This window comes from Actinoplanes sp. NPDC051861 (assembly GCF_040681145.1).
GTDB lineage: Bacteria > Actinomycetota > Actinomycetes > Mycobacteriales > Micromonosporaceae > Actinoplanes.
On sequence record NZ_JBFAYE010000031.1, the window covers coordinates 21,776 to 41,070 of the forward strand.

Below are 19,295 nucleotides of genomic sequence, written 5' to 3' on the forward strand. Positions count from 1 at the left end.
GTGCAGCGTGTTCTGATCGCCGGGCCGGTCGCCTGGAACCTGATGATCCACCTGGAGTCGCTGCCGCGGCCGGAGCCGCACATGGTGATCGCGGAGCGGCATCACGAGGCGGTCGGCGGGACCTCGGCGGGGAAGGCGCTCAATCTGCGCCGCCTCGGGGTGCCGGTGACGCTGCTGACCGTCGTCGGTGAGGATTCGTACGGGCGGCGGATCGTCGACGTGCTCTCGTCCGCGGGTGTCGAGGTGGTGGTGACGCCGAGCGGGAACGGGTCGGAACGGCACACGAACCTGATGTCGGGGGACGGCGAACGGCTGTCGATCTTCCTGAACGTGCCGGTGCCGGTCCGGCCGGTCGCGGTGTCTCCGGCAGCCCTGGATTCGGCGGCGGTGGTGGTCGCTGACCTGGCGGAGCACAGCCTTCCGGTGCTGCGGGCGGCCCGCGCGGCGGGTAAACAGATCTGGTGTGACCTGCACGACTACGACGGGGTCAGCGAGTTCCACCGGGAGTTCCTGGACGCGGCTGACTGCGTGTTCGTGAGCTCCGGGAGGCTGGCGGATCCGGAGGCGTTCCTGGCGGAGCGGGTTGCGGCGGGGGCCCGGCTGGCGGTCTGCACGATGGGCGCGGAGGGGGCTTTGGCGCTGCGGCCCGGAGCGTCTTTGGTTCGCGTGCCGGCCGAGCGCGTCCCGGCGGTGGTGGACACCAACGGGGCCGGGGACGCGTTCTTCGCCGGGGTGCTGGCGGGGCATCTGCGCGGGGTCTCGCTGGAGGAGAGCCTGCGGGACGGGGCTCGGGCGGCGGCCGCGGCCGTGCAGTCGCCCGGGTTGGCGGGCTCCTAGCAGGCCTGGCCGGCGCTGGGTGACATCTTCCGGCGGGGGTCCGCCAGGCAGGGGCTCATCTGCGGGTCGGAGGCGAGGACCAGCTGCCGGCCGATCTGCTCCAGCAGGCCCACCTGCTCCGCGCTGAGCGCGTTGAAGACCAGACGGCGAACCTCGCGTACGTGACCCGGCGCGGCCTCGATCAGCGCCTCCATGCCCTCGTCGGTGAGCACGGCCATGGTGCAGCGCGGCTCGCCGTCGCCCGCGCGGCGCTGCACCCAGCCCTGCCGTTCGAGGCGGCTGACCGCGTGTGAGAGACGCGACAGTGAGCCGGACGCGAGGTGCGCGAGCGTGCTCATCCGCACCGTGCGGTCCGGGGCGCCGGAGAGCGACGCGAGAATCGAATACTCGAAGAAGTTGATGCCGGCATCCCGCTTGAGCTGGGTGTCGATGGCGGGCGGCAGCACCATGAGCATCGTGCTGAACGCCATCCACGCGCGGCGTTCGTCGTCGGTCAGCCACGGGACGTCGGTGTGGTCGCTCACAGGTGAGCACGATACCCGGCCTCGGCACTTGAACATTCAACCCGAGCCGTGGCACAGTTCGTGTTGAACATTCAAGTCCTCGCAGTTGCTCGCAATTTGGGAGAAATCGATGGCCGTTCTGCGTATCGACGCCAGCATCCAGGGCCCGCGTTCCGCGAGCACCGAGCTCGCCGACCTGGTCGAGGCCGAGTGGTCCGCCGCCCGTCCCGGCACCACGGTCGTACGCCGGCACCTCGGCGCCGACCCGCTGCCCGCCGAGGCCTGGGCCAACGCGGTCCACGGCTCCTTCCTGCCGGAGGACCAGCGGACCACCGCCCACCACGACTCGATCGCCCTGGCGTCGTCCGTCGCCGCCGAGCTCCGCGACGCCGACGCGGTGATCCTCGCGCTGCCGCTCTACAACTACGGCATCTCCCAGCACGCGAAGGCCTGGATCGACCTGGCCATGGTCGGCGGCGGGCAGGGCGAGAAGCTCCTCGACGGCAAGCCCGCGATCGTGCTGACGACCCGTGGCGGTGCGTACGGGCCGGGAACCCCGCGCGAGGGCTGGGACCACAACACCGACTACCTGCGCCGGGTCGTGGCCGACATCTGGGGCGGTGACCTGACCCTGGTGGAGCGCGAGTTCACCCTGGTCGGCGTCAACCCGGCGCTGGACGCCTTCACCGAGCAGGCCGCGCTGATGCGCAAGGCCGCCCACGAGGCAGCCACCGCCGCCGGCCGCCACCTGGCTACGCGCTGACCCCGCGCTGAGGCCCGGGCCCGGGATTTGCCGGTCCCGGGCCCGGCCGTCAGGCCCGCTGCTCCGCGCGCTGCTCCGCCCGCTGGTCCGCGCGCTCCTCCGCCCGCCGCGCCTCGCGCTGATCGACCGCCGGGGTGCGCCGGCCCCGCTGGGTGAGCACCACGCACAGCAGGACCGCTCCCGCCGCGCCCAGGGTTCCGGCCGTCACGTGTTCGCCGAGCAGGAGGCCGGACCAGGCCAGCGTCAGGACCGGCTGAACCAGCTGGATCTGGCCGACGCGGGCGATCCCGCCCCGGGCCAGGCCCGCGTACCAGGCGAAGAACGCCAGGAACATCGACACCACGGTCAGGTAGCCGAACGCCCCGAAGGCCGCCGCGTCGCCCCTCGGCGGGTGGGTCACCGCCGCGACGAGCGTGATCGGGACGGTGACCGGGAGCGAGACCAGCAGGGCCCAGCAGATCGTGCGGGCACCGCCCAGCGACCGGGCCAGCACGCCGCCTTCCGCGTAGCCCAGCCCGCACAACGCCACCGCCGCGAGCAGGCAGAGGTCCGCCGCCGACACGCCACCGTGGACCGCGCCGGTTCCGATGAGGAAACCGAGCACCACCGCCAGCCCGCCGGCGCTCGCCAGCCAGAACAGCAGCGGGGGTCGTTCACCGGCGCGCGCCACCGCGAAGACCGCCGTCACCGCGGGGAGTACGGTCACCACCACCGCGCCGTGCGACGAGCTCTGTGTGGTCAGTGCCAGCGACGTGAACAGCGGAAACCCGACCACCACCCCGAGTGCGACGAGCACCAGCCGCGTCCATTGGTCGCGAGCCGGGCGCGGTGCCCGGGTCCACCCCAGATAGCCGGCCGCCAGCAGCGCCGCACCGGCCGCGCGCCCGAACGCCACGAACCACGGGTCGAGGTCCTGCACCGCGACGCGCGTGAACGGCAGCGACAGGCTGAACCCCAGCACTCCCAGCGCGCCGAGTGTTACCGCCCCGGCTGCAGTAACGCTACTCTTGTCTCTCATGAATGACGGTAACGCAGCCGCTCGCGTTATCCAAGATCTCCGGGCGCGCGCCACCGCCGCCGAGCCGGGGACCCGGCTGCCCTCGGTGCGCGAGCTGACCGCGCACCATCGGGCCTCACCGGTGACCGTCGCCGAGGCGATCCGCCACCTGGCTGCGGAAGGCCTGGTCGAGGCGAGGTCGGGACGGGGCACGTTCGTGGCGCCCAGGGCGGCTCCCGCGCACCACGCTCCCGATCTCTCCTGGCAGACGGTCGCTCTGGGCCCGCGCCGGTCCGGCGACGAGATGCAGGCGTTGCTGGCGTTACCGCCGTCGAACGCCATCGCGCTCTCGGGTGGTTATCTGGACGCCGATCTCCAGCCGGCCGCGGCGCTCGGTGCGGCGCTGGCCCGTGCCGCCCGGCAGCCGGCGTCCTGGCAGCGCGGCCCGGCCGAGGGCCGTGCGGAGTTGCGCGCCTGGTTCGCCCAGCAGGCCGGGTCCGGGTTGCGCGCGGACGACCTGGTGATCTGCCCGGGCGGGCAGGCTGCGCTCTCTTCCGCGCTGCGCGCGTTCGCCGCGCCGGGCGACACCCTGCTGGTCGAGTCGCCCACCTATCTGGGTGCGCTGGCTGCGGCCCACGCGGCGGGGCTGCGGGTGGTGCCGGTGCCGGCTGACGACCAAGGGGTACGCCCGGAGCATCTCGCGGCGGCCTTCGAGCGCACGGGTGCACGGCTCTTCTACTGCCAGCCGCTGCATGCCAACCCGACCGGCGCGACGCTGTCGGCTACTCGTCGTGCCGAGGTCGCGCGGAGCGTACGCAATGCTGGTGCCTTTCTACTTGAAGACGACTACGCACGTGATCTTCAGATCGACGGCGACGCCCCGCCGCCCCTCGCCGCAGCCGACCCCGACGGTCATGTGATCTATCTGCGCTCGCTCACCAAGTCCGCCGCGCCCGGCCTCCGCGTCGCCGCCATCGGTGCTCGCGGCCCCGCCGGTGCCCGCCTGCGATCCACCCGCCTCCTCGACGACTTCTTCGTCGCCGGCCCGTTGCAGCAGGCCGCCTACGAGTTCGTCACCTCCCCCTCCTGGAACCGCCACCTGCGCGCCCTGCGCGCCGCGCTCCGCTCCCGGCGCGAATCCCTGCTCGCCGCGCTCGCCCGCCACCTGCCCGAGCTGCAGCCGCCCGCCGTCCCCCGCGGTGGCCTGCACCTGTGGCTACGCCTCCCGGACACCGCCGACGACGTCGCCGTCACCAGGGCGGCGGCCGACGAGGGCGTGATCGTCTTCCCGGGCCGCCCCTGGTACGCGGCCGAGCCCCCGGCCCCGCACCTGCGCCTGACCTACGCCGCCGCCCGGCCGGAGCAGATGGACGAGGCCGTCCGCCGCCTGGCCGCCGCTATCCGAGCCCGCTAGGTCCGCCTCTGTCCGCGCGAGATCTTGGAGCTTTCGGCCCGTATACGCACCCGAACTTTCCAAGATCTGCGCGCGGCGGTGCGGCCAACCGTCGGGACTCAGGTGCGCAGGCGTTCCAGGCCGTCGAGGAGCAGGTCCAGCGTGAACTCGAACTCCACCTGACTGTCGCACCACCCCAGCATCGGATCGCCGGCCGCGTGCACCTCGGAGGCGATCATGGCGGTCAGGTTCGGCACCGCCTCGGCCATCGCGGCCAGCTCGTCCTCGGAGGTGTCCTCCTCGAAGCCGTCGGCCGGGCTGAAGATCTCCTGCACGAACCCGAGCGTCATGCTCCCGAACGAGTGCAGTGCCCGGTGGGCCAGCCGATACGAGAAGCCGGCGCCGACCATCGTCGCCACGATGCCGTCGTAGTAGGCGTAGATGATCGCGGGCACCGACTTGCGCGTGCCGAGCAGTCCCGGCGCCCAGGGGTGCCGCAGCATCACCTGCCGCGCGGCGAGGAACCGCCCGCGCAGCCGCTCGCGCCAGTGCCCGCTGTCGCCGGCGGTCGACACCGTTGCCAGCACCTCTGCGAGCACCGTCTCCACCACTCCGTCGAGCAGCGCCTCCTTGGCCGGCAGGTGGTAGTAGAGCGACATCGCCTCGACGTCCAGGTCGGCGGCCAGGCGGCGCATCGTCAGCGCCTTGAGCCCCTCGGCGTCCGCGATCGCCACCGCCGCGCCCAGCACGCGCTCGCGGCTCAGCGGCTCTCGGACTGCCCTCGGCGTCACGGATCTCCTCGGGTTGGCGGAAACGGATCGCTCCAGGCCGACGAAAGCACATCCCGGGCGACCACTTGACCCCGGGGGCTATCTTACAACGTAAGGCTACCTTACCTTGTAAGGCATGGAGGGATTCACGATGCAACCGCTGGTGCGCACCGCCCGGACCACCGGGCTCTTCTACCTGGGGCTCGCCGTCGCCGGCGTGCTGGGCTTCCTGCTGATCCGCCCGCAGCTCTACGTGGCCGGCGACCCGGCCGCCACCCTCGCCAACCTGACGGAACACGAGTCACTGGCCCGAGCCGGGGTCGCGTTCGAACTGCTGATCGTCCTCACCCAGGCCCTCGCGGCAGCCTGGTTCTACCGGTTGTTCCGCCGAGCCGACCCGGTGAACGCGCTGGGGATCGCCGCCTTCGGCCTGATCAACTCGACGGTGATCCTGATCAGCGCGGCGATGCTCGGCACCGCACTCGAGGGTCCTCGGGACGCGGAGACCGTCCAGTCGCTGTTCCTGCTGAGCGACAACCTCTGGGGCGTCGGAGCGATCTTCTTCGGGCTGTGGCTGATGCCGATGGGCCGCTGCGTGCTCAACTCGGGCTGGATGCCGCGGCCCCTCGGCTGGGTGCTCGTGGCCGGCGGCGTCGGCTACGTGGCCGGCGCGTTCCTGCGCTACCTGCTCCCCGACCCGGGCATCCTCACCGACCTGGTCGCCCTCCCCGCGTCCGTCGGCGAGTTCTGGATCGTCGGCTACCTGCTGATCTTCGGCGTGCGCCGCTCAGTCACCACCGCGCCCGGCCCCGATGATCAGCACGGTGATGTCGGGCCAGCCGCCACGGTCCCCACCGCCGGGCGGCCGCATCAGTGAGATCCGCACCCGGCGGGCCACGGTCCGAATCCGCAACCTCCGGTCACTCGCTAGGCTTGCGATCGTGGCTCAATCAGCGGAGGTAACGGCGGTCCGGGTCGAGCGGGCCGGCGACCACCACCGGATCCAGTTGATGCGCGCCGACGGCCAGTTCGACGTGATCCAGCCAGCGGCGGTCGCGTCCGGCCTGCGCACCACCGGCGACGTCCTCGTCGAACTCCTCGCCCAGGGCGTCCCCGTCGACGACGCCGAACACTGCGTCCGCGAGGTGGACCCGGCGTTCGACGCCCGCGCGGAGCTGACGAAGCGGGGACTCGCCGTCTGACCCGGTTGATCTTCCCGGTCGGCGTTCTCGGACATCTTCGTGCGCTTAGATACGCGGGATGCCGATGGGGGAGACAGCTCGTGCCTGAGAAGAGGCCGTCGCGTGCGGACAGTCTGCGCCTGACCCGAATGCCGCCGCGTCCGCCGCGTCCGGCGGGTCCGGCGGGTCCGGCGCCGAGGGTGGTCCCGGTTCCGGCATCGGTCCCTTCGGTCCCGCCACCGCCATCTGGGCGGGGACCTTGGTGGGCCGGTGCCGGCTTTGTTGTCGCGGTGGTCCTGCTGGGCGGGTCGGTCTGGGCTTTCGGGGGTACGGGTGAAAGCACTCCCGCCGCCTCGGAACCAGCCGGGGTGTCCTCGGGGGCGGCGGGGTCGTCCGGTTTGTCCGCCGGTCCAGCTTTGTTGCCCGGCTTGCCGTCCGGCCCGGCGGCGTCGTCCGGGCCGGCGGGGTCGTCTGCCGGGGTGAGCCGCCCGGCCGCTGTGGAGACCGGCAAGGCCAACCCGTCCCGGGTGAACCTCGCTCTCCGTGGCACGGCCACCGCCTCCGGCAGCGAGGGCGATCCGTGGTTGCCCGCGAACGCCATCGACGGGGACGACACCACCCGGTGGTCGAGCGCCTTCACCGACAGTCAGTGGCTGAGGATCGACCTGACGCGGCGCTGGCAGCTGAGCGAGGTCACGCTTTTCTGGGAGCACGCGCACGCTGTCAGCTATCGGGTCGAGGCCTCCCTCGACGGCCGGTCCTGGAAGACGCTCTGGTCCACGAAAGCGGGCCAGGGCGGCACCGTCCGGGTCGACGCGGGCGCGACTGTTGCCCGCTATGTCAGGATTTATGGGGTTAAGCGCTCCGGCATCTATGGCTACTCCCTGCTGGAGGTCGAGATCCGGTGAACTGGCGGACGCGCGGAGCCGCACTGGCCGCCGTGGCCGGGTTTCTCGGGCTGGCGCTCGGTATCCGGCTGCTGGTCAGCGACGGCGGGATCCTGGACGGCTCCGGCGCTCTGGCGCAGAACTCCGGGACCGCGCTCTACGCCTCCATGATCTATGCGGGCGTGTTCGTGCTGGTGCCGACGGTGCGCCCGGCCGTAGCCGGCGCGGCAGCGATCTGCTTCTGCTGGACGATCGAGCTGCTCCAGCTGACCGGCGTCCCCGCGACCTTGTCGTCCCACAGCCTTCTCGCGCGGCTCGCGCTGGGCGTCACCTTCGACCCTGAAGACCTTCTCTGGTACGTCGTAGGCGTCCTCCCCCTCGCCGCCCTCCACGCCAGAAAATCCGTCGCGGGCGCCCGACGGGCCTGACTATTCTTGCCGGGTGCCGTACGTCCTCTACCTCTGAGTTCGACTCCGTCTGACGAGACCGGAGTCGCTTCACCCTGCCCATGAGCCGGCGGGGTTCTCAGAGGAAGTCAAGGATGTCTGTCAATATCGTTGTGCCCGCGCGCGCCCAGGCCCAGTTGGCCGCTTCCGGCATTCGTGTGATCCGCGGCGGCCGCCCGATCCTCGACGGCGTGACAATCGCCGTGTCGGCCGGTTCCCGCTGGGGAGTCGTCGGTGAGAACGGCCGAGGCAAAACCACCCTGCTCCAGGTTCTGAGCGGCGCCATCACGCCGGATGCCGGCTCGGTGCACCTGCACGGGACCCTCGGCGTCGCCGACCAGCACATGACCACGGTCGCCGAGGCGGGGTCCGGGGTGACGGTCGGGGATGCGATCGACCGGGAGCTTGCGGCGATGCGGGCTGTGCTGGTGGCTCTTGAGGAGAGTGCCGGGGGCATGGCTGCCGGGCGGGCCGGTGCCGGCGAGGACTACGCGAGGGCGCTGGCGGCGGCGGAGGCGCTGGACGCGTGGGATGCGGACCGGCGGGTCGATGTGGCGCTGGCGGCGCTCGGGGCGGTGAGTGACCGGGCGCGGCCGTTGGGGACGTTGTCGGTGGGGCAGCGATACCGGGTGCGGCTGGCCTGTCTGCTCGGTGCCGGTCACGATTTTCTGCTGCTCGACGAGCCCACGAATCATCTGGACGCGGCCGGACTGGAGTTCCTCACGGCGCGGCTGATCGATTACCCGGGCGGGATCGTGCTGGTCAGCCACGATCGGGCGCTGCTCGGTGACGTGGCGGACACCATCCTGGACCTGGATCCGACCGTGGACGGGCGGGCGGTTGTCCACGGTGGGGGATATGCCGGTTTCCGAGCCGGGCGGGAGTCGGCGCTGGTCCGGTGGGAGCAGGAGTACGCACGGCAGCAGGAAACCCGGGCCCGGCTCGAGCGGGATCTCTCGGCGGCGCAGGATCGCCTGGTCACGGGATGGCGGCCGGACAAGGGCGTGGGCAAGCACAAGCGGGCTACCCGCGCACCCGGCCTGGTGCGGTCGGCACATCGGCGGCGCGAGGACCTGGAACGGCACGCGGTCACCGCCCCCGAGCCCCCGCTCCGTTTCCACATGCCAGAACTCCCGGCGACCCCGACGCAGGGCCTGGGGGAGGCGCGGGGCCGGGCGGAGGCGCGGGGCCGGACGGAGGTGACGGGCCGGGTTGAGGTGGGAGATCGGGCCGGGTTGGTGGTGGTGGAGGAGGTTGTGGTTGAGGGGCGGCTGCGGCGGCCTGTTTCGCTCGTGGTCGGGGCTGGGGCGCGGCTGCTCGTCAGTGGGCCGAACGGGGCGGGGAAGTCGACTCTGCTGGGGGTCCTGGCGGGGCGGCGGGAGGTGTCGGGCGGGCGGGTTTGGCGGGCTTGCGGCGTACGTCTGGGAATTTTGGCGCAAGAGGCGCCGGAGGGTGAGGCGCGCTGCGCGGAGGAGGTGGTCCCGGAGATCGCGGAATTCGGGTTGCTGTCCGTTGTGGACCGTGCGCGGCCGGTGCGTGAGCTGTCGCTCGGGCAGCAGCGACGGGTCGATCTCGCCAGGGTGCTCGCGGCGCGGCCGCATGTGGTCCTGCTGGACGAGCCCAGCAACCATCTGTCGATCACGTTGGTCGACGAGCTCACGGACGCTTTGCGGGTGACGCGTGCGGCGGTCGTGGTCGCCACGCACGACCGGCAGATGCGGCGCGACCTGCGGGACTGGCCGGGGCTATCCGTCGCGGGCTAATCCTTCGTCTGCCAGGCTGTGTCCGGTAGAGAACACTCGGGGATGTCGCAATCTTAAAGATCTACATTCCTGACATGTCACTGCTACCGCATCAAAGCCACGCTGGTGACGTATCAGGAAGGCCAGTGCTGGCACCGCACCTACAGGAGACCATCGAGTCATTGGCCGCGGGGGAGACGGCGCGGGAGATGGCAGCTCGGCTGTACATCTCCACGAACACCGTCAAGTCGCGGCTCAGGACGCTCTATCGGCAGCTCGGCGCCCGTGATCAGGCGCACGCGGTGGCGATCGCGTTCCGGCTCGGTGTGCTCCGGACCATGGACGGCCCCGTGTCCCGCCGCGACGGGGCCGTCCCGGCGATGCAACCGATTGTCATCGCCAGTCTCAATGCACAGCGGCTACGCACCACGATCGCCGACCTCACAGCTTTGCTTAAGGTCGCCGAGCTCACGTCGTGTCCGGAATCAACCTCGCCCGTCGCGTCGGCGAGGGAGCTTCTGCACTACGTGGGTGAACTGGCCCGAGGGAATCTGAACCAGCAACACGGTGATCCGTTCGAGGTACTGGAACGGATCGCGGAGATAGCCGAGGCGGCCACGCGTGCCGTCGAAGAACCACTACGACTGTCCAACTGAGACACGACTCGGAGTGGCCGGCGGCCACCCGGTAGTCGAACCACGGCGTGGCCGCCATGCCACTGACGAGAGAATTCAACGGCCGGCGTACAGGGTGACGCCGTCCGGCCGGGGCGAGGGGATGCGATACCCCGCGTGCCCGTTCCCAGTGTCAGAACCGAGCGGCTCGGCCCCGGCAAGTCCACAGTCGGCCAGCGTGTGCTGGCGCAGCAGCAGCGAGGTCGGCACCGGCGCGATCTCCCGCCAGGCGAAGCAGTCCCGGATGATGGTGGCGTTCTCCCCGTCCGTGAGCTCCCGGTCCGCCTCCAGCACGGCCCGCAGGATCCCGTGGTACGTCAGGAAGTCCGGCGAGATCTTGCTGTACGTAAGAGCGAGCAGCCGCCCCAGGTAGTCCCGGGCCATCAGCAGCGACTCCTTGAAAGCCTCCTCGTTGCCGGTGTACGCCGCCGTGAAGTCTGCCTGGATCTGATCGAGATCGGACGCGGTGCCCGGCAGGTTCGTCGAGCGGATCCGCAGGTCCTCGCTGATCAGCTTCTTGGCGACCAGGTCCGCCTGGAACACCTCGACCATCGTGTCGAAGATGGCACCGGTCAGCGGCAGCGACCGGTCGTGCGGCTCGTCGCCGACGTCCGACATGCGCAGCGCGTTGAACGCGATCCGGATCTGCCGGCTGTCCGAGAGTTCGCCGACCCGGTCCAGGCCGTTGATCGTGAGCAGGTTGCCCTTGGTGGTCGCCAGCAGGTGGTCGACGACCGAGTGGAAGTGCAGCGACGCCACGATCGCCACCAGGTCACCGGCCGACTCGTGCATGCCGCCGTAGTCGATGCCCTCGTCGTTCGGCGCGGTCGGCACGCCCACCTCGGCGAAGATGATGCTGTGCCCGAGTTCGTGTGCGAGCACGTCGAAGTTCTCACAGTAGGGCCGGGTGTGGTCGATCGTCCCGTTCGGGCTGCGGCCGTACCCGAACTCCAGGAAGCCGTAGCCGGACTGGGCGTTGTTCCACTCGATCAGCGGGATCAGTTCCATCCGGGCGAAAGACGTGAAGAAATGCCATTGAATCGTACGGCCGAAGTAGTCCTGCCAGATGTCGAGGACGCGGCGGACCGTGGCGTACATGGTGGCCGCCGAGAACTCCCGGCTGGTCGGGTCGAGGTGGTCGAAGTGGCCCTCCGGACCCGGCTGGACCGGTGGCCGGAACTCACCGCGGTACGGCGGGCGGAACAGCCGGTTGTAAGGCAGCTTGCCGACGGCGTCGACGACGAACATGCGGTCGTCGGCGGGACCGGGCTGGATCGCTGACGGCTCGAGCGCGATCACCACCTGTTCCGGCTCGGGGAACAACGGGCCGGAACCGTCGGCTTTCTGGAGGAATCGGGGCTGCGGGAAGATCCGGAAACGGGTGCCGGACTCGGCGATGCGGCGATCGAGGCTCACGGACATGACTGACCTCCTCGGGTCTCGACCTCCAGCGGTATCCGTGGGCGCGGGCCGAGTCAACGCAGCTGTCCAAGAACCATCCGAAATAGCTGTCACAAATCGGGACGCTGTCCAGTCTCTGATGTATGCGAATCGCGGTGGCCGGTGGTACCGGCGTGATGGGACGTCTCGTGGTGGCAGCGGCGCGGGCCGTCGGGCACGAGGCGGTGGTGATCTCCCGGTCGGCGGGCGTCGACCTGATGACCGGCGCGGGACTGGACGAGGCGCTGCGCGATGTTCAGGCCGTGATCGACGTGGCGAACGTGACCACGCTGAGCCGGGCCAGGTCGGTGGCGTTCTTCGAGACCACGACCGGGAACCTGCTCGCGGCGGGGCAGCGGGCCGGCGCCGGGCACCACGTGGCGCTCTCGATCGTCGGGGTGGACCGGGTGAAGTCGGGCTACTACGACGGCAAGCTGCGTCAGGAGCGGCTGGTGCAGGACGGCCCGCTGCCGTGGACGATCCTGCGGGCGACCCAGTTCTTCGAGTTCCCCGAGCAGATGCTCGCTCGGGTGCCGGGGCCGGTCGCTGTGGTGCCGAAGATGCTCGCCCAGCCGGTGGCCGCCGCTGACGTGGCCGCGGAGCTGGTCCGGATCGCGGAGGGCGCGCCGCGCCGGGAGATCCTGGACATGGCCGGGCCGGAGCAGCTCAACATGGCGGTGATGGCCCGGCGGGTGCTGCGGGCCCGGGGCCGGCGGCGGCCGGTCCTGCAGGTGCCGGGGACGCGGGGGATGGCCGGCGGCGGGCTGCTCCCGGCGGGGGAGGCGATGCTCGGCGCGACGCGATTCGACGAGTGGCTGACCGAAACGACGCACCGCCCGTGACGGGCGTGGCGGCTTGATGTGCGGCCCGCGGCCGACGGGCGTGGCGGCTTGATGTGCGGCCCGCGGCCGACGGGCACGGTGCCCCGCCCGTGACGGGCAGGGCACCGGGGGGATGGGCGCCGGGGAACCGGCGCCGGGCCGGGGGATCGGTCAGCGGAGCGGGGAGGTGAACTCGCGGCCGGTGCCGGGGACCGGGGTGGCGAGTCCGCGGCGGGCCCGCTCGGCGCGGATCGCGACCTCGATGACGTCCCAGATCTGGGCGAGCACCACGGTGATGATGACGATGCCGGTGAGCCAGGGGAGAGGCTCGATGGTGCCCCAGTCCAGGGTTGCGATGAACTCCGGGTTGAAGAACTGCTCGGTGGCCAGCAGCCAGACCGCCGGGACGGCGAAGAGGACGCCGAGGATCGCGTTGGCCACGGTGGCCCGGTGGGTCCAGCCGCCCTGCAGGTAGAGCCAGACCGCGTAGACGCACTCCAGGATCAGGACCACGATGAAGTACGGCCACCAGAAGGTCCAGTTGTCGGGGTCGAGGACCGGCACCTCGCTGAAGGTGAACTGCTGCAGGATCAGCGCGGCGATCATCAGGACCGGCCAGACCAGGTTGGCGGCGAGCTGACCGGGGGTCATGAAACCGGGCTCGTAGGTGGGCAGGTCGTCGGGTGACCAGGCGCGGTCGCGCATCGACCGGCTGGTCACGCCGGAGCGCTCCAGCAGTGCGAAGACCGCGGTGACCCAGAAGGCCATGTTCACACCGATGGTCAGGATGTTCGTGACGATGCCGCCGATCACGTCGCCGACGCTGTCCGCCTGGATCGCGTCGATCACGCCGAGGACGACGATCACGATGGGCAGCACGACCGTGAGCAGCATCGTCAGCAGCCTGCGCCAGGCGGGGTAGAGGTCGGGGCCGATCAGGTACTCCCGGCGGTCGGCGTAACCGTCGGCGAGCCGGTCGGGGTCGCCGAGCTCCATCAGCGTGGCGGTGATGGCGGCGTCGCGCTCCTCGCCGGAGTCGATCCGGGCGTCGACGGCGTCGTCGATCGAGGTGCGCAGCTCGCGGTCGATGTCGGTGCGCTGCCGCTCGGGCACGCGGCGCAGCACGGTGGCGACGTAGCGGTCGATGAGGCTGTTCATTTGTCGCTCCCTGAGACGGTGCCGGCGGGGGTGTCGAGATCGGTGATCGCTTTGTCCAGGCGCGCCCACTCACCGCGCAGCGCGGCCGCGATGGCGTCGCCCTGCTCGGTGGTGCGGTAGAACTTGCGCGGCCGCGCCTCATCGGTGTTCCACGAACTGGTCAGCAGGCCCTGGGTCTCCAGGCGCCGCAGCAGCGGGTAGAGGGTGTTGGCCTCCACCTCGAACCCGGCCGCGCTCAACGTTTCGAGCAGCGAGTACCCATACCCCGGCGTGCGGAGGACGGTGAGGCTCGCGACGACGACCGTGCCGCGGCGCAGCTCCTGCAGGTGGCTGGAGAGCGTCGCATCCATTGTCATGCCACTCACGATACTGTGTCTCACACACTATGGCAAGTCACGCAGCATTGTGTTCGTCGCACGGGGTTGACCTGGAGCGCGGTTGAGGTTGTCTGCTGTGCGTATGGACGTGAGTGCATACCTCGACCGGATCGGCATGCCGGAGCCCTCCGGGGCCGGCGCCGCCTACCTGCGGGACCTGCAGCGGGCGCATCTGAACGCGGTGCCCTTCGAGAACCTCAGCATCCACCTGGGCGAACGCATCGTTCTCGGCGAACAGGAGCTGTTCGACAAGATCGTGCGGAGGCGGCGGGGCGGGTTCTGCTACGAACTCAACGGGCTGTTCGCGATGCTGCTGGAGAACCTCGGCTACCGGGTGGAGCGGCTCGCCGCCCGGGTGTTCGGCGGAGAGCGCCTCGGGCCACCCTTCGACCACCTGTTGCTGGTCGTGGACACCGCCGACGGGGACGGGCCGTGGCTGGTGGACGTCGGGTTCGGCGCGCACAGCACGTATCCGCTGCGGTTCGCCGACCGGGCCGAGCAGGCCGACCCGGGCGGGCGGTTCGAGCTGGCGGACACCCCGGACGGCGACGTGGACGTGCTCGCCGACGGCGCGCGGCGCTATCGGATCGAGCGGCGGGTACGGGTGCTCGCCGACTTCGAGGCGACGTGCTGGTACCAGCAGACGTTCCCGGACTCGCACTTCCGGAAGAATCCCCTCGCCACCCGGCTCGACGGCGACGCCCGGATCACGATCAGCGGGCGGACGCTCATCCGCACCGGTGGTGACGGGCGGACCGAGACGGAGCTGGCAACCGGGGAGGACGTGCTTTCCGCGTACCGTAAGAATTTCGGTCTGATCTTGGACCGCCTGCCGCAGCTCGCCTGACCAGATCCGCGGAAACGTTCAAGACCTACCCGTGCCGGCCGATCAACGGCAGTGGAAGAGATCCTGGGGTCGGGGAGGTCAGCGGTGGGTCGCCTGCGTGCCGTGGCCGGCTACAGCCTCGAAGCGATCGTGGTGGTGGTCGCCTACCTGGCCATGTATTTCTCCGGGTACGGCGGTGACGCGCCGTTCCTCTGCCTGCTCATGGGCGTGCTCGGCGGCGCGCAGCAGCAGCCCGGCGTGCAACGCTGGCTGTCCGGCGGTGACCTGCGGCGGCACGCCACGCTGCGGATGGCGCTGCTGCTGATCACCAGCACGGTGTTCATCTACGCCACCGGCTGGGGCGCGGTGATGGTGTGCGGCCTGACCATGGCGGTGGCGGTGCACATGCGGTACACCGGGCCGCACCTGTGGCGCGCGGGCGTGGTCTGGACCGTCGTCTGCACGCTCGCCGGCCAGGCCGCCATCGCGCTCGGCTGGGCCTCCTCCTACATCGCCTCGCCCGCGGTCCACTTCGGTGCGCTGGGCGCGATGGTCCTGTCCGCGCTGCTGATCCGCACCATCGGCATCACCGACGTGGAACGGCGCGAGGCGCAGGTGACCTCGCGGGCGACCGAGCGGCGCTACCGGGCGCTGATCAACGACTCCGCCGACGTCTTCGCGATCTACCAGCTCGACGGGACCGTGAACTACGTCAGCCCGGCCATCCGGAACCTCTCCGGCCTCGACCCCGACAAGATCGACGTGGCGGCGCTGCGGGACTGGGTGCACCCGGAGGACAGGGCGGACGCGGTGCGGCTCCTGCAGGAGGCGCCCGGCCCCGGCGCGCAGCTGGTGCCGGCCGAGATCCGGGTACGCGCCGCCGACGGCACCTACCGCTGGACCGAGGCGACGATCCGCGACCTGACCAGCGACCCCGACGTGCTCGGCCACCTGATCAACGTGCGGGACGTGCACGACCGCAAGACCAGCCAGCAGCGGCTCGCGCACGCGGCCACCCACGACGCGCTGACCGGGCTGGTGAACCGGGAGGCGTTCGGCCGGACCCTGGACGCGGCGTGCGCGGCCGGCGAGACGGCGGTGCTCTTCGTCGACCTGGACGGGTTCAAGCAGATCAACGACTCGTACGGGCACGAGGCCGGCGACGCCCTGCTGATCAAGGCGGCCGAGATCCTCGGGCGGTGGTCACCGCGCGGCGCGACGGTCGGCCGGTTCGGCGGCGACGAGTTCGGCGTGATCATCCCGTGGCCCAACGGGTGCGCGGAGCAGGCGGCGGAGCGGATCCTCGCCGGCCTCAGCGACCCGGTGGTCTTCGCCGGTCTGGAACTGCCCATCCGGGCGAGCATCGGCGTCGCGGTGTCGTCGCCGGGCTCCGGGGCGGGCGAGCTGCTGCGGCGTGCCGACCTGGCGATGTACGAGGCCAAGCGGGCCGGGGCGCACGGTTTCGAGGTGGCGCCCCCGACCCGCCGGCTGGTGCAGACCGGCCGCCCGAGCTGATCAGCGGGGGCGGGAGAGGTTCGGCATCGGGATCGAACCGGTCTTCCGGCCCCGCTTGTCGTGGCCCACCAGGACCGGCGGTTCGTCCGACGGGCCGGCGGTGTACCAGCAGAAGAACAGGCCGGCCGCCGCGAGAGCCGGGCGGGTCGTGCCGTCGGCCAGCTTCAGCTCGGCGGTGACGGCGTCGCCGGCGGAGACCCACATCGTGTGGACGCCGTCCGGTTCGGACGAGCCGCCCGTGTTGCCGAACGGTTCCGCCGGGCCGGTCGCCGGTGTGCACTGGCCGCCCGCGGAGTGGAAGTCGGCGGGTGCCGGGCGGTCGAGCGGGCCGGCTGTCTCGTAGAGCGCGGAGACACACGTGGTGCCGTCGGCGGCGGTGGCCGACCAGACGGTCAGGACCCGGCCGCCGGGGCCGGGCTGCTGCGCCACCCGGTGGCCGTTGCCGGCGCTGACCCCGCCCCGGGTCTCGGAGTGCCAGAACGACAGCGAGTCGGTGAAGGCGTGCGGCAGCATGCCGGTCGCGCCGGCCACCGCCACGCCGGAGACGAGCAGGCCGGCGGTCAGAGCGATCTTCGTCGTGGCGCGCCGTTTCGCGGGCGGCGTGTGCGCGGCCTCGGCGAGCAGCCGGTCCAGGGCGGCCGGGTCCAGGGCGGGGGCGGGCTTGAGCCGGCGCAGGACGTCGATCGGGTCGTCGGTGGTGTTCATGCGGTCGTCTCCGTCCGGGTGGCGAGGTCTGGGGAAGCGGGTGCGGTGGCGGCCTGCAACCGGCGGCGGGCGCGGTAGAGGCGGACGTGGAAGGTGGGCAGGGAGCAGCCGGCGACCCGCGCGGCCTGGGCCGGCTCCAGGCCGTCCCAGGCGATCAGCAGGAGCGCCTCGCGTTCGCGCGGGGTGAGGGCGGCCAGGCCGTCCAGCACGGCGGCGCGTTCGGCGGCGAGGACGTCGGCGGCGGGCGCGGGTTCGGTGATCTGCCGCAGGCGTTCCATCTGTGCGGCCAGGCGCTGCTGCCGGCGGCCGGAGCGGCGCTGGTTGGCGATCGTGTTGCGGGCGACGACGAGCAGCCAGGGCAGCGCGTCGTCGGGTACGGCGGCCAGGCGGCGCCACGCGGTCAGGAAGGTCTCCGAGACGACGTCCTGAGCGGTGTCCGCGTCGACGTGCCGGGACGCGTAGGCCAGCACGCGCGGTGCATGCTCGGTCCACAACAGGACGAGCTGTTCGTCGGGCGTCTGCTTCACTCTCACACCACGTAATGTCCGGCCGGGGCGCGCGTTTACGCGTACATCTTCGTCAAGCTTGCGGGAACCGCCTGCCGTGCCCATGCGTGTACGGAGCATGAGGGGATCGGTGAGAGTGACCACCGGCGGGGTCGCGGAGTCCGAGGAGGCCGCGGAGGCGGCCGGCGAGGGCGATTTCGAGGCTTTCTACCGGGCCAACGCGGACCGCGTCTATCGGGCGCTCGCGGTGACGCTGCGCCGCGACGACCTGGCGGGGGAGGCGATGGCCGAGGCCATGGCGCGTGCCTACACGCGCTGGCCGGCGGTACGCGAGCTGGACAACCCGGCCGGATGGGTCTTCCGCGTGGGGCTGAACTGGGCGACCTCGTGGTGGCGGAAGGTTCGCCGGGAACGGGCGCCGGGATCGGACGACGACGTGGCGGGTCCACCGGGCGTGGCCGAGGACGCGGTGGTCGCCGAGCAGTGCCTGGCGCGGCTGCCCCGGCCGCAGCGTGCCGTCGTGGTCTGCCGGATCCTGCTGGACCTCTCCACGGCGGAGACGGCGGCGGCGCTCGGGATCAGCGAGGGCACCGTCAAGAGCCGGTTGTCCCGCGCGCTCGCGGACCTGCGGCGTGCCCTGAGAGTGGAGGAGTGACCATGGACCGGATTCCGGTGGAGATCGAGAGTGCGGTCCGGGCCGTGGCGGAGGCCCGGCCGGGTTACGGAGCCGACCTCGGGGAGGTGCGGCGGCGGGTCCGGCGGCGGCGTGATCGGCGGGTGGTGTCGGGGTTCGCCGGTGTTGCGGTGCTGCTGACCCTGGCGGGGGTGGGTGTGGCGGTGCGGCGGCCGGAAGCGGTGCTGCCGCCGGCGACTCCTGCTCCGGCCCCGTCGTCGTCTGTCGGGCCCGCCCAGCGGCTCTTCCTACGCGGGGCCAACGGGACTTATCGGACATTGGAGAGCGGTCCGGTGGCGATCGAGGGCAGGATCGCTGAAGTCGATATGAGTGGAAAAATCCGTACTTATCCGGTTTTAGGGGCGGATGGCTGGGACAGCTTCGTCGACCGGGCGGACGGGAGCTTCGTGGCGCTCGGCTCCCACGACACGATGCCGGGGAAGAAGCGTACCGATGGGCCCGACGTCGAGGGTGTCGAGTTCAACCTGGTCGTGGTGAGCGCGGACGGTGACGTCGAGTTGCAGCGCGACATCCGCCGCAAGGGCGAGGGGGTGGCCCTGCTCGGCGCGACCGACCGGGTCGCCTACCTGTCGCGCCCGGCCGGGTTCGTCGAGCACGACCTCGCCTCCGGCAGGGAACGGACGCTGATCGATGAGGAACTGCCGGGCCCGGTGGCCGACGTTGCCGCCGGGCGGCTCGTCACGCCCCGCGCCCAGGACTCCTGCGACCTGGCGGTGCACGAGATCACCGGCCCCACCGGCACGTGGATCCCGTTCAAGCGGTGCTCCGCGCTGTCCCTGCTGAGGTTCTCCCCGGACGGCTCCAAGGTCGCGATGGTCTACACGAACCCGGACCCCGAGGACGGGATGGGCGTGGCGCTGCTCGACGTCTCCTCCGGAGCGGTCCTGGCCGACCGGCCGATCGACGGCACCGGCGGGCGCAAGGACCAGCCGTACGTCTCGGTGAGCTGGGTGGACGACGACATGATCCGGGGCGCTGTCTACGACGTGGGCGAGGGCGAGCACTACCTGACCCTGTTCACCGAGCGCTAAGTCCCTACGGGGACCTGCCGAAGAGCCGG

The 19,295-nt window shown here is 71.4% G+C and carries 22 protein-coding genes; 14 read left to right on the top strand and 8 right to left on the bottom strand.

The features are described from left to right. Nucleotides 1-837: a carbohydrate kinase family protein gene (locus AB0M02_RS43495; RefSeq protein WP_364238380.1), complete on the top strand. Its 837-nt coding sequence runs from the start codon at nt 1-3 to the stop codon at nt 835-837. Here the strand turns inward: AB0M02_RS43495 and AB0M02_RS43500 are convergent. Continuing rightward, a complete protein-coding gene (locus tag AB0M02_RS43500) occupies nt 834-1,361 on the bottom strand; it encodes a MarR family transcriptional regulator (protein WP_364238381.1) in 528 nt (175 codons plus the stop codon). The genes AB0M02_RS43495 and AB0M02_RS43500 overlap by 4 nt on opposite strands. A gap of 109 nt (nt 1,362-1,470) precedes the next feature. On the opposite strand from AB0M02_RS43500, the gene AB0M02_RS43505 reads away from it, so the two are divergent. Then, a complete protein-coding gene (locus tag AB0M02_RS43505) occupies nt 1,471-2,103 on the top strand; it encodes an NAD(P)H-dependent oxidoreductase (protein ID WP_364238382.1) in 633 nt (210 codons plus the stop codon). Nucleotides 2,104-2,152: 49 nt separating this feature from the next. Here the strand turns inward: AB0M02_RS43505 and AB0M02_RS43510 are convergent, their stop codons facing one another. Then, the gene (locus AB0M02_RS43510) at nt 2,153-3,121 is read right to left on the bottom strand and encodes a DMT family transporter (RefSeq protein ID WP_364238383.1); all 969 of its coding nucleotides are present in this window, start codon (nt 3,119-3,121) and stop codon (nt 2,153-2,155) included. Between AB0M02_RS43510 and AB0M02_RS43515 the strand changes: the two genes are divergently transcribed. Continuing rightward, a complete protein-coding gene (locus AB0M02_RS43515; protein ID WP_364238384.1) occupies nt 3,120-4,514 on the top strand; it encodes a PLP-dependent aminotransferase family protein in 1,395 nt (464 codons plus the stop codon). The genes AB0M02_RS43510 and AB0M02_RS43515 overlap by 2 nt on opposite strands. Before the next feature lie 98 nt (nt 4,515-4,612). Here the strand turns inward: AB0M02_RS43515 and AB0M02_RS43520 are convergent, their stop codons facing one another. After that, nucleotides 4,613-5,284 carry a TetR/AcrR family transcriptional regulator C-terminal domain-containing protein gene (locus AB0M02_RS43520; protein ID WP_364238385.1) on the bottom strand — a complete coding sequence of 224 codons (672 nt, stop codon included), beginning with the start codon at nt 5,282-5,284 and terminating at the stop codon, nt 4,613-4,615. A 115-nt stretch (nt 5,285-5,399) separates the two neighbouring features. Between AB0M02_RS43520 and AB0M02_RS43525 the strand changes: the two genes are divergently transcribed. The 6 genes from AB0M02_RS43525 to AB0M02_RS43550 all read left to right on the top strand — a co-directional run bounded on the left by AB0M02_RS43525 (nt 5,400) and on the right by AB0M02_RS43550 (nt 10,175). Continuing rightward, on the top strand, nt 5,400-6,140 hold the full coding sequence (locus tag AB0M02_RS43525; RefSeq protein WP_364238386.1) for a DUF4386 domain-containing protein: 741 nt from the start codon (nt 5,400-5,402) through the stop codon (nt 6,138-6,140). Nucleotides 6,141-6,204: 64 nt separating this feature from the next. After that, nucleotides 6,205-6,465, top strand: a complete 261-nt coding sequence (locus AB0M02_RS43530) for a hypothetical protein (protein WP_364238387.1) — start codon at nt 6,205-6,207, stop codon at nt 6,463-6,465. A gap of 458 nt (nt 6,466-6,923) precedes the next feature. Continuing rightward, nucleotides 6,924-7,352, top strand: coding sequence for a discoidin domain-containing protein (locus AB0M02_RS43535; RefSeq protein WP_364238388.1), 429 nt, complete (start codon nt 6,924-6,926; stop codon nt 7,350-7,352). Further along, a complete protein-coding gene (locus tag AB0M02_RS43540; RefSeq protein WP_364238389.1) occupies nt 7,349-7,759 on the top strand; it encodes a DUF2809 domain-containing protein in 411 nt (136 codons plus the stop codon). The genes AB0M02_RS43535 and AB0M02_RS43540 overlap by 4 nt, the downstream gene beginning before the upstream one ends. Before the next feature lie 209 nt (nt 7,760-7,968). Continuing rightward, nucleotides 7,969-9,540, top strand: a complete 1,572-nt coding sequence (locus AB0M02_RS43545) for an ATP-binding cassette domain-containing protein (RefSeq protein ID WP_364238390.1) — start codon at nt 7,969-7,971, stop codon at nt 9,538-9,540. 74 nt (nt 9,541-9,614) lie between these two features. After that, the gene (locus AB0M02_RS43550) at nt 9,615-10,175 is read left to right on the top strand and encodes a helix-turn-helix transcriptional regulator (protein WP_364238391.1); all 561 of its coding nucleotides are present in this window, start codon (nt 9,615-9,617) and stop codon (nt 10,173-10,175) included. Between the two features lie 75 nt (nt 10,176-10,250). Here the strand turns inward: AB0M02_RS43550 and AB0M02_RS43555 are convergent, their stop codons facing one another. Continuing rightward, nucleotides 10,251-11,615: a hypothetical protein gene (locus AB0M02_RS43555; protein WP_364238392.1), complete on the bottom strand. Its 1,365-nt coding sequence runs from the start codon at nt 11,613-11,615 to the stop codon at nt 10,251-10,253. Between the two features lie 122 nt (nt 11,616-11,737). On the opposite strand from AB0M02_RS43555, the gene AB0M02_RS43560 reads away from it, so the two are divergent. Further along, nucleotides 11,738-12,475: an NAD(P)H-binding protein gene (locus AB0M02_RS43560; protein ID WP_364238393.1), complete on the top strand. Its 738-nt coding sequence runs from the start codon at nt 11,738-11,740 to the stop codon at nt 12,473-12,475. Between the two features lie 150 nt (nt 12,476-12,625). Here AB0M02_RS43560 and AB0M02_RS43565 read toward each other — a convergent pair whose 3' ends face one another. Both AB0M02_RS43565 and AB0M02_RS43570 read right to left on the bottom strand, forming a co-directional pair. Then, a complete protein-coding gene (locus AB0M02_RS43565) occupies nt 12,626-13,612 on the bottom strand; it encodes a permease prefix domain 1-containing protein (protein ID WP_364238394.1) in 987 nt (328 codons plus the stop codon). Continuing rightward, a complete protein-coding gene (locus tag AB0M02_RS43570; RefSeq protein WP_364238395.1) occupies nt 13,609-13,968 on the bottom strand; it encodes a PadR family transcriptional regulator in 360 nt (119 codons plus the stop codon). Before AB0M02_RS43570 ends, AB0M02_RS43565 begins: the two co-directional genes overlap by 4 nt. A 103-nt stretch (nt 13,969-14,071) precedes the next feature. On the opposite strand from AB0M02_RS43570, the gene AB0M02_RS43575 reads away from it, so the two are divergent. Continuing rightward, nucleotides 14,072-14,836 carry an arylamine N-acetyltransferase gene (locus AB0M02_RS43575; protein ID WP_364238396.1) on the top strand — a complete coding sequence of 255 codons (765 nt, stop codon included), beginning with the start codon at nt 14,072-14,074 and terminating at the stop codon, nt 14,834-14,836. A gap of 84 nt (nt 14,837-14,920) precedes the next feature. Beyond that, nucleotides 14,921-16,330 (top strand): diguanylate cyclase, encoded by a 1,410-nt coding sequence (locus AB0M02_RS43580; RefSeq protein WP_364238397.1) that lies wholly within the window; start codon nt 14,921-14,923, stop codon nt 16,328-16,330. On the opposite strand, the gene AB0M02_RS43585 is transcribed toward AB0M02_RS43580, so the two are convergent. Then, complete coding sequence (locus AB0M02_RS43585; protein ID WP_364238398.1) at nt 16,331-17,035, bottom strand: hypothetical protein; 705 nt, start codon at nt 17,033-17,035, stop codon at nt 16,331-16,333. It lies immediately after the preceding gene. Beyond that, nucleotides 17,032-17,562 (bottom strand): sigma-70 family RNA polymerase sigma factor, encoded by a 531-nt coding sequence (locus tag AB0M02_RS43590; protein WP_364238399.1) that lies wholly within the window; start codon nt 17,560-17,562, stop codon nt 17,032-17,034. The genes AB0M02_RS43585 and AB0M02_RS43590 overlap by 4 nt, the downstream gene beginning before the upstream one ends. Nucleotides 17,563-17,671: 109 nt before the next feature. Here AB0M02_RS43590 and AB0M02_RS43595 point away from each other — a divergent pair, with 109 nt between their 5' ends. After that, nucleotides 17,672-18,196 (top strand): sigma-70 family RNA polymerase sigma factor, encoded by a 525-nt coding sequence (locus AB0M02_RS43595; RefSeq protein WP_364238400.1) that lies wholly within the window; start codon nt 17,672-17,674, stop codon nt 18,194-18,196. 2 nt (nt 18,197-18,198) lie between these two features. Continuing rightward, nucleotides 18,199-19,266 carry a hypothetical protein gene (locus AB0M02_RS43600; protein ID WP_364238401.1) on the top strand — a complete coding sequence of 356 codons (1,068 nt, stop codon included), beginning with the start codon at nt 18,199-18,201 and terminating at the stop codon, nt 19,264-19,266. The last annotated feature ends 29 nt before the right edge of the window (nt 19,267-19,295 follow it).